The 13,985-nt window shown below is 72.6% G+C and carries 12 protein-coding genes; 6 read left to right on the top strand and 6 right to left on the bottom strand.

All coding sequences use genetic code 11. The features are described from left to right. Positions 1-304 (bottom strand): hypothetical protein (locus WD341_RS00060; RefSeq protein ID WP_368423356.1); only part of this gene is annotated, 304 nt, incomplete at its 3' end. Positions 305-443: 139 nt separating this feature from the next. On the opposite strand from WD341_RS00060, the gene WD341_RS00055 reads away from it, so the two are divergent. From WD341_RS00055 to WD341_RS00040, 4 genes are all read left to right on the top strand, one after another. Continuing rightward, positions 444-752, top strand: coding sequence for a hypothetical protein (locus WD341_RS00055; protein ID WP_368423355.1), 309 nt, complete (start codon positions 444-446; stop codon positions 750-752). 346 nt (positions 753-1,098) lie between these two features. Beyond that, entirely contained in the window at positions 1,099-2,385 is a 1,287-nt protein-coding gene (hpnE, locus tag WD341_RS00050) for a hydroxysqualene dehydroxylase HpnE (protein WP_368423354.1), read from the top strand. Positions 2,386-2,474: 89 nt separating this feature from the next. Then, positions 2,475-4,403 carry a squalene--hopene cyclase gene (shc, locus tag WD341_RS00045; protein WP_368423353.1) on the top strand — a complete coding sequence of 643 codons (1,929 nt, stop codon included), beginning with the start codon at positions 2,475-2,477 and terminating at the stop codon, positions 4,401-4,403. Positions 4,404-4,453: 50 nt separating this feature from the next. Then, positions 4,454-5,122 carry a hypothetical protein gene (locus WD341_RS00040; RefSeq protein WP_368423352.1) on the top strand — a complete coding sequence of 223 codons (669 nt, stop codon included), beginning with the start codon at positions 4,454-4,456 and terminating at the stop codon, positions 5,120-5,122. On the opposite strand, the gene hpnH is transcribed toward WD341_RS00040, so the two are convergent. Together hpnH and WD341_RS00030 are read right to left on the bottom strand one after the other, a co-directional pair. Beyond that, positions 5,072-6,229, bottom strand: a complete 1,158-nt coding sequence (gene hpnH, locus WD341_RS00035) for an adenosyl-hopene transferase HpnH (protein ID WP_368423351.1) — start codon at positions 6,227-6,229, stop codon at positions 5,072-5,074. The genes WD341_RS00040 and hpnH overlap by 51 nt on opposite strands. Positions 6,230-6,398: 169 nt before the next feature. Continuing rightward, positions 6,399-9,029 carry an MMPL family transporter gene (locus tag WD341_RS00030; RefSeq protein WP_368423350.1) on the bottom strand — a complete coding sequence of 877 codons (2,631 nt, stop codon included), beginning with the start codon at positions 9,027-9,029 and terminating at the stop codon, positions 6,399-6,401. Positions 9,030-9,208: 179 nt separating this feature from the next. Here WD341_RS00030 and WD341_RS00025 point away from each other — a divergent pair, with 179 nt between their 5' ends. Continuing rightward, a complete protein-coding gene (locus tag WD341_RS00025; RefSeq protein WP_368423349.1) occupies positions 9,209-9,832 on the top strand; it encodes an ABC transporter substrate-binding protein in 624 nt (207 codons plus the stop codon). 23 nt (positions 9,833-9,855) lie between these two features. Here WD341_RS00025 and WD341_RS00020 read toward each other — a convergent pair whose 3' ends face one another. Further along, positions 9,856-10,734 carry an SDR family oxidoreductase gene (locus WD341_RS00020; protein WP_368423348.1) on the bottom strand — a complete coding sequence of 293 codons (879 nt, stop codon included), beginning with the start codon at positions 10,732-10,734 and terminating at the stop codon, positions 9,856-9,858. Positions 10,735-10,796: 62 nt separating this feature from the next. Here WD341_RS00020 and WD341_RS00015 point away from each other — a divergent pair, with 62 nt between their 5' ends. Next, the gene (locus WD341_RS00015) at positions 10,797-11,567 is read left to right on the top strand and encodes a tetratricopeptide repeat protein (protein ID WP_368423347.1); all 771 of its coding nucleotides are present in this window, start codon (positions 10,797-10,799) and stop codon (positions 11,565-11,567) included. 62 nt (positions 11,568-11,629) lie between these two features. On the opposite strand, the gene WD341_RS00010 is transcribed toward WD341_RS00015, so the two are convergent. Next, entirely contained in the window at positions 11,630-12,298 is a 669-nt protein-coding gene (locus WD341_RS00010; RefSeq protein WP_368423346.1) for a glutathione S-transferase family protein, read from the bottom strand. A gap of 152 nt (positions 12,299-12,450) precedes the next feature. Beyond that, positions 12,451-13,985 (bottom strand): glutamate synthase-related protein (locus WD341_RS00005; RefSeq protein WP_368423345.1); only part of this gene is annotated, 1,535 nt, incomplete at its 5' end.

The raw sequence follows: 13,985 nt of genomic DNA, 5'->3' as shown, positions 1-13,985 counted from the left end.
GGATCAGCCAGTTGGTCAGCTGCTGGGTCTCCCCGGCGGCGACGTCCAGCGGCATCAGCGGCCCGCACAGCAGCGTCGCAACTGCCGCGGCGACAAGGCCACCCGCGACACCGAACGGCAACGCGGCAAGCACGATCGGGATATAGAAGACGTGAGGAAACGCGGTTCGTGTCCCGCCGGCGCCGTAGACCAGCAGCCAACACCCGGCCAGCAACCCTGCGACCGCCGCGATCTGCGCCCAAGACGGCAGCCCCGCGCGCAGCCGCGTACGGCTGACTGAAGCGTTCTGTTGACGTGATGGCATACATCCTCCTCGACCGAGTGTCGACAGGTCTCGACTCGAGCTTGAGGGTGGCCGCCAGGTGTCTCACAAACTGACTCGACGACGAAACCCGGACCTGCGGATCAGGCGCAGCAGGTGTCGGCAAGATGCTCGATCTGCCATGCCAGGTCCGCACCGCCTCGTAACCGGCGAAGCCCGCCAGGATCAGCGCCGCGACCGGGTCGACCCACCAGCCGCCGAGTGTGGCGTTCAGCATGAGCCCGACAAGCACCACGCGGGCAGCCAGGCACACAGCTCGGTTTGGCGCGACGCCACCACAGGCCGCGACCCGAGCGTCAGCCCAAGCCGCTTCTTCGCCCGCGCGAGCACCGGCATCACCACTACCGACACGGTGGCCACCACCATCCCGATCGGCGACGACGTCGTATCACCCTCCGCGATCACTCGCCGCCGATCCAGCCGTGGCTGAATTGGCAGGGTTGACGGACCTTGATTCGTTCCTGCGCTGGCCTTCTGGACTTGCCGGGGCCGCTAGGCCTGTGGACGGCCAGCGGTCCGGCCCGCACATCAGGCGGGCCAATCTGCCGGCCATCGAGTTCCCCCGTCCTGTCCCCGCCGCGATTGTCGGGTGGAGCCACCCGAAGGGTGCCGGTGGTTGCTTCCATCCTGGGTGGCGCGGCCCGATGCCGGTCTGCTCGGCGCCGTCCGGCTACCTGCGACCGTCAGGCCGTCCTCGCGTGTGGGCGCGAGCCGCGCCGGCGCGTCTCGCTGCCGAAATGGCGCAAGCTGCTGCTGCTGCGCCACCTGGCGCTCTGATGGCCGCGGCGAGCCGGGGCGGGCGGGTCCACGTCGTCGGCGCCGGCCTGGCCGGGCTCGCCGCGGCGCTGTCCCTGAGCGCCGCCGGCCGGGAGGTTTTGGTTCACGAGGCCGCCGGGCAGGCCGGCGGCCGCTGTCGCTCCTACTTCGACAAGGCGCTCGACTGCCGCATCGACAACGGCAACCACCTGCTGCTGGCCGCCAACCGGGCGGCGCTCGCCTACCTCGAGGAGGTCGGCGCCGGCGACAGCCTGACCGGCCCGGAGGAGCCCGCCTTTCCCTTCCTCGACCTCGCCAGCGGCGCCAGCTGGACGGTGCGGCCCAACGCCGGCCGCTTCGCCTGGTGGATCCTGGCCCCGGGTCGCCGGGTCCCGGGCAGCGGCGCGCTCGACTACCTGAAGGCGCTGCGCCTGCTGACGGCAGCCCCCGACGCCACGGTCATGGAGGTGCTCGGCCCTGGCCTGCTGATGGAGCGCTTCTGGCGGCCGCTGGTGGTGGCCGTTCTCAACGCCGAGCCGGAGGTCGCCGCGGCCGGCCTGCTGGCGCCGGTGCTGCGCGAGACCTTCGGGCGCGGCGGCCGCTGGTGCCGGCCGCTGGTCGCCCGCCGCGGCCTCGGCGAGAGCTTCGTCGAGCCGGCGCTGGCGACCCTCGCCGGGCGCGGCGTCGAGGTCGGCTTCGGCCGGCGCCTGCGCCGGCTGGAGCGCCAGGGCGGGCGCGTCGCCGGCCTGGACTTCCCGGACGGTCGGCTTGCGCTCGGTCCCGAGGACGGCCTGGTGCTGGCGGTGCCGGCGCCGGTCGCGGAGACCCTGCTGCCCGGCCTGCAGGTCCCGCAGGGCAGCTCCGCTATCGTGAACGCGCACTTCCGCCTCGACGGGCCGGCGCGGCTGCCCGGGGGTGCCCTGCTCGTCGGCCTGCTCGGCGGCAGCGCCGACTGGGTGTTCCTGCGCAGCCCGCTCGAGGGCGTGACGATCGCCAGCGTCACGGTCAGCGCCGCCGATGCCCTGGCCGAGCTGCCGGCCGAGACGCTGCTGCCGCAACTCTGGCGCGATACGGCGGCGGCGCTGGGCCTGGCGGGCAACGCCCAGCCGCCGGGGCGCCTCGTCAAGGAGAAGCGCGCGACCTTCCTGCAGACTCCGGCCGAGGTCGCGCGCCGCCCCGGCTGCCGGACCGTCTGGGACAACCTGGTCCTGGCCGGTGACTGGACCGCCACTGGGCTGCCGGCGACCATCGAGGGGGCGATCCGCTCGGGCCGGACGGCCGCCGAGAGCCTGCTCCGGTCGCCTTGACAAGGCGCGAGGCCAACGCCTAATGCCCTGATATCCTTTCCGCTGGCTCTTTCCTTCCGAGCGCCGACCCGCTATCACGCAGTTGCACAATGCTGGACCGCGCCCCGCTCCTCGACCGTCTGGACACGCTGATCACCGATGCCAAGCAGGCACTCGGTGCGGTGCAGCGAGACGACGGCCACTGGGTTTTCGAGTTCGAGGCCGACGTCACGATTCCGGCCGAGTACGTGCTGCTGCAGCACTTCCTCGACGAGATCGACGAGGACGAGCAGCGGCGCATCGGCAACTACCTGCGCGCCCACCAGGGTGCCGACGGCGGCTGGCCGCTGTTCCCGGGGCACTACGCCGACGTCTCCGCCACGGTGAAGGCCTACTACGCGCTGAAGTTGATCGGCGACGACCCGGACGCGCCGCACATGCAGCGCGCCCGCGGCCTAGTGCTCTCGCGCGGCGGCGCCGCCAAGGCCAACGTCTTCACGCGAATCGCGTTGGCGCTCTTCGGCCAGGTGCCCTGGCGCGCCGTGCCGGTCATGCCGGTCGAGATCATGCTGCTGCCCGACTGGTCGCCCTTCACCATGTCGAAGGTCAGCTATTGGTCGCGCACCGTGATCGCGCCGCTGCTGATCCTCTATGCCCTGAAGCCGCGGGCGCGCAATCCGCGCGGCGTGGACATCCGCGAGCTCTTCACGACGCCGCCGGAGCAGGAGCGCGGCTACATCCACAACGTCAGCGGGCGGCTGCTCGGCGAGGCCTTTGTGCTGGCCGACCACCTGCTGCGCATCGGCGAGCCGCTGATGCCGGGGTTCCTGCGCCGCAAGGCCGTCGCCAAGGCGGTCGACTTCATCGTGCCGCGGCTCAACGGCGAGGACGGCCTGGGCGGCATCTTCCCGGCCATGTCGAACGCGGTCATGGCCTTGGACGCGCTCGGCTACGCCAAGGACCACCCCGACCTGGTGATCGCCAAGGCCGCGCTCAAGAAGCTGCTGCTCGCGCGCGGCGAGGACCAGCTCTACTGCCAGCCCTGCCTGTCGCCGATCTGGGACACCTGCCTGGCCGCTCACGCGCTGCTGGAGGCCGGCGAGCAGCCGGACGGCGACTCCCTGTCCAAGGCCTTCGCCTGGCTGCTCGAGCGCGAGATCACCTCGGTCGAGGGCGACTGGACCTGGCGCCGGCCCGGCCTCAAGCCGGGCGGCTGGGCGTTCCAGTACCGGAACGACTTCTACCCCGACGTCGACGACACCGCGGTCGTGGTCATGGCCATGCACCGGGCCGACCCGGAGCGCTACCGAGAGGCCATCGAGCGCGCCGAGCGGTGGGTTCTGGGCATGCAGTCGGCGAGCGGCGGCTGGGGCGCCTTCGACGCCGAGAACGACAAGACCTACCTGAACCACATTCCCTTCGCCGACCACGGCGCGCTGCTCGATTCGCCGACCGTCGACGTGACCGCGCGCTGCCTCGGTATGCTGGCGCAACTCGGCTACGGCCGCGACCATCCGGTGGTCGCGCGCGGCGTCGAGTTCCTGAAGCGCGAGCAGGAGCCCGACGGCTCCTTCTACGGGCGCTGGGGCGTCAACTACATCTACGGCACCTGGTCGGCGCTCTGCGCCTTCAACGCCGTCGGCGAGGATCCCGACTCGCCGCACGTGCGCCAGGCCGTGCGGTTCCTCAAGTCGGTGCAGCGGCCGGACGGCGGCTGGGGCGAGACCTGCGCGACCTACTGGGACAACCGCAAGGGCGAGATGGCCGAATCCACGCCCTCGCAGACCGCCTGGGCGCTGCTCGGCCTGATGGCCGCCGGCGAGGTCGAGGACGAGGCCGTCGAGGCCGGCGTCGCCTTCCTCGAGAGCGTTCCGCGCGAGGGCGCGCGCTGGCAGGAGGAGTTGTGGACCGGGATCGGCTTCCCGCGCGTCTTCTACCTGAAGTACCACGGCTACGCCGCCTACTTTCCGCTCTGGGCCGTCGCGCGCTACCGCAACCTGATGCAGGGCAACTCGCGGCGCGTCGCTACCGGCCTTTAGGCGGTTGCGCGGTGGCGGCCTCGGCTTCACCGGCGCATCCCCCGGGGCCCGTGGGCCTGCTGGTCGGCCTGGCGTCCGAGGCGCGGCTGCTGCGCCGCGCCGCGCGCGGCCTCTCGCCTGCGCCCCTGATCGCGCTCAGTGCCGCCGACCCGGGGCGCGCCCAGGCCGAGGCGGCGCGGCTGGTCGCGGCCGGTGCGGCCGGCCTGGTCAGCTTCGGGCTCGCCGCCGGCCTGGATCCGGCGCTGCCCCCCGGCCGGCTGCTGCTGCCCGAATCCGTGCTCGATCCCGACGGCCGGCGCTGGCCGACCGAGGCCGCCTGGCGCGGGCGCCTGGGGCTGGAGGCCGAAGCGGGCGCCCTGGCCGGCTGCGCGGCCCTGCTCAGGACGCCGGCCGACAAGGCGGCGCTGGCGGCCGCCGGCGGCGCGGTCGCGGCCGACATGGAGAGCTATCTGCTGGCCCGCGCCGCGGCGCGGGCGGGGCTGCCGTTCCTGGTGCTGCGGGCGGTCGCGGATCCGGCCGGCCTGGCGCTGCCGCCGGCGGCCCTGGATGCCCTGGACGAGAGGGGGCGCAGCCGGGGCTGGGCCGTGGCCGGCCGCCTGCTGGCGGCGCCGCGCCAGCTTCCGGCGCTGCTTGCGCTGGCGCGCGCGGCGGCCGCGGCGGAGCGTGCCCTAGGCGGCGCGCTCCTTGTCGCGGGACGCCCGCTTCTTCGGCTCGGCTGACGGCGCCGCCTGGACCGCCTTGTCGACGAGGCCGTCGAAGACGAACTCGGCCTTTCGCTGGCCCTCGAGGCCGATATCCGGGGCGAAATCGCCCTTGGTCCGCACGCCGCGCAACTCGACCCACAGCGCCTTCAGCGGGTTGCCGACGGTGTCGTTGACCGCGGTCGGCTCATAGCCGCAATGGACCATGCAGTCGGCGCACTTCTCGTAGTTGCCGGTGCCGTAGGAGTCCCACTCGGTCTCCTCCATCAGCTCCTTGAAGCTGGCGGCATAGCCCTCGTTCAGCAGGTAGCAGGGCCGCTGCCAGCCGAAGACGTTGCGCGTCGGGTTGCCCCAGGGCGTGCACTTGTACTGCTGGTTGCCGGCCAGGAAGTCGAGGAACAGCGTCGACTGGCTGAAGCGCCACTTGCGGCCCTTGCCGCGGGCGAAGACGTCTCGGAACAGCTGCTTGGACTTGCGCCGGGTCAGGAAGTGCTCCTGGTCGGGCGCGCGCTCGTAGGCATAGCCGGGCGAGACCGTGATGCCCTCGACGTCGAGCTCGCTGGTGACGTAGTCGAAGAAGTCGGCGACCCGGTCCGGGTCCAGCCCGTCGAAGAGCGTCGCGTTGACGTTGACCCGGAAGCCCTTGTCGCGCGCCAGCTTGATCGCCTTGACCGCGCGCTCGAACACGCCCTTCTGGTTGACCGCCCGGTCGTGCTCCTCCTGGAGGCCGTCGAGGTGGATCGAGAAGGTCAGGTAGGTCGAGGGCTCGAAGAGGTGGAGCTTCTTCTCGAGCAGCAGCGCGTTGGTGCAGAGGTAGACGAACTTCTTGCGCTTGGTCAGCTCGGCGACGATCTCGCCGATCTCCCTGTGCAGCAGCGGCTCGCCGCCCGGGATCGAGACGATCGGCGCGCCGCACTCCTCGACCGCCTGGACGCAGTCGGCGACCGACAGGCGGCGGTTCAGGATCGAGTCGGGATAGTCGATCTTGCCGCAGCCGGGGCAGGCGAGGTTGCAGCGGAACAGCGGCTCGAGCATCAGCACCAGGGGGTAGCGCTTGGTGCGCGTGAGCCGCTGCTTCAGGATGTAGGCGCCGACGCGCAGCTGCTGACGGACGGGTACGGCCACTGGTCATTCCTTCCGGGCGAAGACAAGCCCTTATCGAATCAGGGATATTTTCCGCTTCCGGGCGCGGGCAGCGCAAGATTGCACTGCACAACGCCGAGTCTCAAGGCCCCGCGAACCGATGATACCTGAGGCCGCGAAGCCGCAGGGTCAAGCATGGTCACCGGCCGGCCTACCGCTCGGTGCGGCCGGGCGCCGGGCGCAGCCAGGCCATCAGGGCCGGCAGCACGACCAGGGTCGCGAGCAGCAGCGCCACGATCGAGACCGTCAGCAGCTGGCCCATCGAGGTCATGCCGCGGTGCCCGGACAGCGCCAGGCTGCCAAAGGAGGCGAGGGTGGTCAGCGCGCTGAACAGCACGGCGCGCGGCGTCGAGCTCTCCATCACCGCCGGCCCGGCGCCCTCACGGCGGCGCAGCACCAGGTGGATGCCGGCCGAGACGCCGAGACCGAGCAGCAGCGGCAGCACGATCACGTTGGCGAAGTTGAAGGCCAGGCCCAGGAGCACCGAGGCGGCGGCGGTCAGCAGCGCCGCGAGCAGCAGGGGCGCCAGCACCAGCAGGGTGTCGTCGAGCCGGCGCAGCACGACCAGCAGGATCACGACGATGGCGGCGAAGGCGATCAGGGAGGCCTCGACGAAGGCCGTGACGACGGCGCGGCTCGCCTGGGTCACGACGATCGGCGTGCCGGTCGCCTCCGGCGCCACGGCCAGCACCGCGTCGGCGAAGCGCCCGAGATCCTCGTTGCCGAGGATGCGCCCGGCCGGGAAGGCCTGGACGCGGGCCCGGCCGTCCTCGGCGATCCACTGGCCCCTGAGCGCCTGCGGAACGTCCTCGAGCCCGACCGGGCGCGCTTCCAGGGCCGTGCCGAGGCGCTCGACCAGGCCCGGGAAGTGCGCGAACAGGCGGTCCTCGTACTCGGCCAGCGCAGCCGTGCCCGCCAGCCGCGCGAGCGCGTCGCGCAGCCGCGCGGCCGCCTCGGCCGGCGCACCGCCGGCGGCCGCCGTCTCGCCGAGGCGCGTGTTCAGCCGCTCGACCGCCTCCGCGCGCTCGGTCTCCTCGGGCGGCGGCTCCGGGAAGCTCAGGAAGACCGGCCCCAAGTAGCTCGCCATGGCGTCGACGATGTTCAGCTTCGGCTCCTGGTCCTCCGGCACGAAGCTCTGCAGGGTCAGCACGCGGCCGACTTCGGGCAGGGCGCGCAGGCGCTCGGCGGCCTCGGTCGCCGCCGGCAGGTCGGGGCGCAGCAGCTCCAGGGTGTAGACCGAGCTGTTCGGCTCGGCCGCGAGCTCGTGGAAGGTCGCGACCGACTCGGTTTCGGGATCCTTGAGGTTGATCGGATTGAAGTCGAAGCGCAGCGCCGGCAGCAGCGCGGCGCAGCCGAGGCCGAGCAGCAGCGCCGCCAGGCAGATGCGCCGGCCCTGCGCGGCGATCATGGCGTTGGCGCCGCCGCCGAGGCGCCGCGCCCGGGGCAGGGTCGCGCGCGGCCCGAGCAGCGCCAGGGCCGCCGGCAGCACCGTGAAGCTGGCGAGCAGCGCGCAGGCCATGCCGGCGCCGGAGATCAGGCCGAGCTGGGCGAGGCCGCGGTAGTCGGTCGGCAGGAAGGACAGGAAGCCGGCGGCGGCGGCGACGGCGCTGAGGCCGAGTGCCCCGGCGATGGCGGCGCCGGTGGCGGCCAGCGCCTTGCGACGGTCGGGCTCGCGCTCGCGCTCCTCGAGAAAGCGCAGGCAGAAGTGGATGCCGAAGTCGATGCCGAGGCCGATGAACAGCACGGCGAAGGCGACCGAGAGCAGGTTCAGGTAGCCGACCAGCACCAGCGCCAGGCCGGCGGTCCAGCTGAGGCCGACGGCCAGGGTCAGGACCGCCGCGGCGACGACCCTGGGCGAGCGCAGGCCCAGGAACAGCAGCAGGGTGACGCCGACCAGGGACAGGAAGCCGGCGGTCTTGCCGCCGAGCGCGACGCTGTCGAGCTCCTCCTGGTCGAGCGCCGGGCTGCCGGTCAGACGCAGCCGCTCGATGCCGTGGGCTTCGGCCAGGTCGCGCCCCTGCTCGCGGAGGAAGGCGATCGGCGGCCCGGCTGGCTTCAGGCCGGCGAAGCTGCGCAGCGGCTGCGCCAGCACGAACTGCCGCGTCTCGCTGCCGAGCTGGCCGCCGGGCTCGCCCGCCTCCTCGCCGGCGACCAGGGTGCGCCAGGACAGCTCGGCCGGCCGCCCCTCGGCCTGCGCCTCGGCGACCGCGGCCAGCCGGTTCAGCACCGGCGCCAGCTCGCTGCCGCCGAACCCTGCGGCCTCGGCCTGCTCGCCGAGCGCCAGGTCCAGGACCTCTGCAAGGCCGCGCAGGCTGGGGTCGGCGGCGAGCGAGCCGAGCAGCGGCGCCGCCTCGGCCAGGCGGTCGGCCAGGGCTTCGAGCTCGGCGACCGACAGGAACAGCAGGCCGTTCTCCTGCAGGTAGGGCAGGCCCGCCGGCCAGTAGACCTCGGCGAAGAGCTCGGGCCTGGCCCGCAGGCGCTCGACCAGCGTGGCCGCCGCGGCGTCGGCCTGCTCGGGCGTCGGCGCGTCGAGGACCGCGACCAGCAGGCCGCGCAGCTCGGGAAAGGCCCGGGCCATGGCGATGTCGTTCTGCCGGAAGGGTACCTCGGACGAAATCATGTCGGTAGTCGAGGTGTCGATGGCGAGCCGCTCGACCACCGCCCAGAGCGTGCCCGCCGTCAGCAGCAGCGCGGCGAGCAGCACGGCCAGCGGACGCCGGGCCGAGAAGCCGGCGCACAGGCGGCCGGCGCGGGCCGGGCCACTGCTATCGGTCGGAATCAAGGGGACCGTCTCTTGCTTTCGCCGCAGGCGGGGACACATAAGGCGCGCGTTCGACAGCCGCGGAAGGCCGTGCCGCCGGCCCTTGTTCTGACAAAGTGCGCCGGCCGAGTCACCTGGGAAACGTGCCCGGAAGGTGCGGGTCCCGGGCCGCAATCCGCTCGTTGGAGGAGTGAACGACGATGCTGCCTTCTCTCCGCCGCCTGACGGCCAGCGCCCTGGCAGCCGCCGTCGCCGCCGGCTTGGCGATCGCGCCCCTGACCGCCCAGGCCAGCCCGGCCGAGCCGGTCGAGGCCGTGGACGCGGCCCTGCTCGAGGCGATGAAGCGGGCCGACGAGCTCGGCTTCGAAGGCCGCTTCGCGCTGCTCGAGCCGGTGGTGCAGGAGAGCTTCGACCTGCCCTACATGGCGGAGATCGCGGTCGGCCGGCATTGGCAGAAGCTCGATGCCGAGCAGAAGCGGGCCCTGGTCGAGGTCTTCGGGGAGCTGAGCGTGGCCAGCTTCGCGGCGCGCTTCGACGGCTATTCCGGAGAAACCTTCGAGCTCGGCCAGACCCGCGACGGCCCGCGCGGCTCCAAGCTGGTCGTCAACCGGCTGGTCAAGGGCGACGGCGAGGCCATTCCCATCAACTTCCTGCTGCGCGAGGTCGAGGGCGAGTGGCGGATCGTCGACATCCTGCTCGACGCCAAGTTCAGCGAGCTGGCGACCAAACGCTCCGAGTACACTTCGGTCGTCGGCAGCCAGGGCTTCGACCAGCTGCTGGTGCTGCTCGAGCGCAAGGTCGCCGAGCTGCGAACCGCGGACTGACGCTAGCGCTCGGCGGACTCACGCTAGCGCTGGGCGGCCAGGGCCTTCAGGCCCGCCCGGTAGTCCGGGTAGCGCAGCCGGACGCCCAGCTCCTCCTTGATCCGCCGGTTCGAGACCCGCTTGTTGTCGTCGTAGAAGCTGCGCCCCATCGGGCTCAGCTCAGCGCTCTCGAAGGGCAGCGCCGGCGGCGCCGGCAGGCCGAGCAGCGCCGCGGCGAAGGCGACGACCTCTGCCGGGTCGGCGGCCTCCTCGTCGCAGACGTTGTAGGCGGCTCCGGGATTCGGGCGCGCCATCGAGGCTTCCAGCACCGTCGCGATGTCCTCGACGTGGATCCGGCTGAACACCTGGCCCGGCTTGACGATGCGCCGCGCGGTGCCGGCCGCGACGCTGTCGAGCTGGCTGCGCCCGGGGCCGTAGATGCCGGCGAGGCGGAACAGGTGGACCGGCGCCCCCTGGTCCCGGTGCAAGGCGAGCCAGGCCGCCTCGGCCTCGACCCGGCGCCGGCCGCGCTCACCGCTCGGCGTCAGGCTGCTCGCCTCGTCGACCCAGCCGCCGCCGCGGTCGCCGTAGACCCCGGTCGTCGAGAGATAGCCGACCCAGGCCAGCTCGGGCAGGGCGGCGATCGCCGCGCCGTGCGCCGCCAGCACCGGGTCGCCGCCGGCGCCCGGCGGCGCCGAGGCGAGCAGGTGCGTGGTCCCGGCCAGAGCGGCCGCCGCCTCCTCGAGGGGACGCCCGGCGTCGAACAGGAAGCTCTCGATGCCCTCGCCGGCCAGGCGCTCGACCTTGGCCGGGTCGCGCGTCGTGCCGGCGACGCGCCAGCCGTCGTCGCGCCGGCGCCGCGCCAGGGCGAGGGCGCTGAAGCCGAGGCCGAAGCAGAACAGGCGGGGGGTGCTCCTCGTCATCTCCCAGGGATGCCATGCTGCCGCCTTGCGCGCCAGCCTCCGGCTGCGCCATCTTGCCGGCCATGTCGATCCCATTCCCGCGGCTGCTGCCTGCGCTCCTCCTGCTGCTGCTCCTCGTGCCGGTGCCGCCGCTGGCGGCCCAGGGCGAGGCCGGGGCCAGCGAGGAGACCAAGCGGCGCTATCGCGACTGCATGCACCTGGCGCGCACCGATCCGATCGAGGGCGAAAAGGCCGCGGAGGCCTGGATCGCCGAGGGCGGCGGCGGGCCGGCCGAGCACTGCCGCGGCGTCGTCGATGCGACGCTCGGCCGCTACGAGCAGGCCGCCGAGCGCTTCGCCGCGCTCGCCGACTCGATCCCCGAGAGCGAGCAGCGCGCCCGCCTGCTCGGCCAGTCGGGGCAGGCCTGGATGCTGGCCGGCGACCTCGACACGGCCTACGAGCAGCAGACCCGCGCGGTCACCCTGCGCCCCGACGACCCGGACCTGCTGGTCGACCGCAGCCTGATCCTGGCCTCCCAGGAGCGCTATTGGGAGGCGGTCGACGACCTCAACCGGGTGCTCGACCTGCGGCCGCAGAGCCCGGAGGCGCTGATCTTCCGCGCCGCCTCCTACCGCCTGCTCGGCGTCCTCGAGCTGGCCGGCGACGACATCGAGCGCGCCCTGGTCCTGGTGCCCGACCATCCGGAAGCGTTGCTCGAGCGCGGCCTGCTGGCGGCCGAGCTCGGCGACCCCGAGGCGGCGCGGCGCGACCTGGAGAAGGTCGTGGAGCTCGCCCCCGACTCGCCGGCCGCCGAGGTCGCCCGCCGGCGGCTGGCCGCGCTGCCGGCGGGATAGGCCCGGGCGGGGTAGGGCCAGGGCGGGGTAGGGCCAGGGCGTGAAAGCGCCGCCGCGCGACCTCAGAAGTCCAGGTCGGCGTAGTGCTTGGGCGGCGGACTGCCCGGCATCAGGTCGGCAAGCAGGGGGCGCATCGAGGGCCGGGACTTGACCCGGGCGTACCAGTCCTTGGCGCCCTCGTGCTGGTCCCAGGGCACGTCGCCCAGGTAGTCCAGGCAGGACAGGTGCGCGGCGGCGGCGATGTCGGCCAGGCCGAACTCGTCGCCCGACAGCCAGGTGCGGCGGTCGATGAGCCAGGCGATGTAGCGCAGATGGTGGTGGATGTTGCTGTTGGCGGCGCGGATCGCGGAGGAGTCCGGCGTGCCGACGCCGAGGAAGCGCTTCATCAGCTTTTCCTCGAGCAGCAGCTCCGAGACCTCGCGGGCGAACTTGCGGTCGAACCAGTTGGCGAGACGCCGGGATTCGGCGCGCTCGAAGGGGTCGCGGCCAAGGAGCGGGTGCTCCGGGTAGCACTCCTCGAGGTACTCGGCGATGACCAGGTGGTCGGGCAGGACGGTGCCGTCCTCCTCGACCAGCACCGGAACCTCGCCGGCCGGGTTGAGGCGCAGGAAGGACTCCCGGCGCTCCCAGATCTGCTCGGCCTTGAGCTCGAAGGACAGCTTCTTCTCGGCCAGCATCAGCCGGACCTTGCGGCTGCCCGGGTCGAGCGGCAGGTGGTAGAGGATGCGCATGGCGCGGCGACTATAGCTTCGCCGCCCGCGTCGGCAAGACGGGTGTCGGCACTATCGGCCAAACGCACCTCACCCTCCCACGCTGCGCGTGGGCCCCTCCCTCTCCCCTGAAGCGGAGAGGGGAAGACTTGGCGCCCTCGCCTTCCTCTCCGCTAGGCCCGCTTCTCGCGCGCCGCCAGGGTCGCCGGCTGCTCCAGGCGGTCGATCATCTCCTTGGGCACGATCTGCCAGAAGTGCTCGCGCTCCATCGCCCAGTCGATCAGCAGGCGCTCGGCGAAGCGGCTCTGGGTCTCGCGCACGTGCTCGGCCACGAGGTCGCGCAGGACACCCTCCCAGTAGTCGGTCTCGACGCGCTGGTAGACCACCGAATCGGCGTTGATCTTGAGCGGCAGCCTCGCCTCGGGATCGTAGACGAAGGCCATGCCGCCGCTCATGCCGGCGGCGAAGTTGAAGCCGACCGGCCCCAGGATCACCGCCGTGCCGCCGGTCATGTACTCGCAGCCGTTGGAGCCGCAGCCCTCGACGACCGCGACGGCGCCGGAGTTGCGCACGCAGAAGCGCTCCCCCGCCTGGCCGGCGGCGAACAGCCGCCCGGCCGTCGCGCCGTAGAGCACGGTGTTGCCGATGATCGTGTTGTTCTGGGTCTCGAGCGGGCTCTTGGTCATGGGCCGCACCGTGATGGTCGCGCCCGAGAGGCCCTTGCCGACGTAGTCGTTGGCGTCGCCGAAGACCTCGAGCTTCAGGCCCTGGACCGCCCAGGCGCCGAGCGACTGGCCGGCCGAGCCGCGCAGCCGCACGGTCATGTGGCCGGGCGCCAGGCCGGTCATGCCGAACTTGCGGGTGATCATCGAGCTCATCCGCGTCCCGATCGCGCGCTGCGTGTTCTGGATGGTGTACTGCAGCTGCATCTTCTCGCGGTCGCGGAACAGGCCCTCTGCGTCCTCCAGCATCTGGGCGTCGAGCGTGTCCGGGACCTCGTTGCGGCCCTCCAGGGTGCAGTGCACCGGCAGGCCGTTGCCCTCGGCGCGGGCGAGCAGCGGGTTGAGGTCGAGGTCGTCGAGGTGCGCCGCACCGCGGCTGACCTGGCGCAGCAGGTCCGAGCGGCCGATCACCTCCTCGAAGCGGCGCAGGCCGAGCTGCGCCAGGATCTCGCGGACCTCCTCGGCCAGGAAGGAGAAGAGGTTGACGACCTTCTCCGGGGTGCCGGTGAAGCGCTGGCGCAGCGCGTCGTCCTGGGTGCAGACGCCGACCGGGCAGGTGTTGGAGTGGCACTGCCGGACCATGATGCAGCCCATGGCGACGAGGCCGGCGGTGCCGACGCCGTACTCCTCGGCGCCCAGCATGGCCGCGATGACGACGTCGCGGCCGGTGCGGATGCCGCCGTCGGTGCGCAGCTTCACGCGGTGGCGCAGGCGGTTCAGGGTCAGCACCTGGTGGACCTCGCTGAGGCCCATCTCCCAAGGGACGCCGGCGAACTTGATCGAGGTCTGGGGGCTGGCGCCGGTGCCGCCGACGTGGCCGGAGATCAGGATCACGTCGGCGCCGGCCTTGGCGACGCCAGCGGCGATCGTTCCGATTCCGGAACGGGCGACCAGCTTGACGCAGACCTGGGCCTCCGGGTTGATCTGCTTGAGGTCGTAGATCAGCTGCGCCAGGTCCTCGATCGAGTAGATGTCGTGGTGCGGCG

It is taken from the genome of Tistlia sp. (genome assembly GCF_040905785.1).
GTDB lineage: Bacteria > Pseudomonadota > Alphaproteobacteria > Kiloniellales > DSM-21159 > Tistlia.
This window is presented reverse-complemented; position numbering and strand designations above follow the sequence as displayed.

Bases quoted from the DNA above. Each gene is read 5' to 3' on its own strand.
- WD341_RS00055 (WP_368423355.1), top strand. From the start codon at position 444: ATGCCAGGTCCGCACCGCCTCGTAACCGGCGAAGCCCGCCAGGATCAG.
- WD341_RS00015 (WP_368423347.1), top strand. From the start codon at position 10,797: ATGTCGATCCCATTCCCGCGGCTGCTGCCTGCGCTCCTCCTGCTGCTG.
- hpnE (WP_368423354.1), top strand. From the start codon at position 1,099: ATGGCCGCGGCGAGCCGGGGCGGGCGGGTCCACGTCGTCGGCGCCGGC.
- shc (WP_368423353.1), top strand. From the start codon at position 2,475: ATGCTGGACCGCGCCCCGCTCCTCGACCGTCTGGACACGCTGATCACC.
- WD341_RS00025 (WP_368423349.1), top strand. From the start codon at position 9,209: ATGCTGCCTTCTCTCCGCCGCCTGACGGCCAGCGCCCTGGCAGCCGCC.
- WD341_RS00010 (WP_368423346.1), bottom strand. From the start codon at position 12,298: ATGCGCATCCTCTACCACCTGCCGCTCGACCCGGGCAGCCGCAAGGTC.
- WD341_RS00020 (WP_368423348.1), bottom strand. From the start codon at position 10,734: ATGACGAGGAGCACCCCCCGCCTGTTCTGCTTCGGCCTCGGCTTCAGC.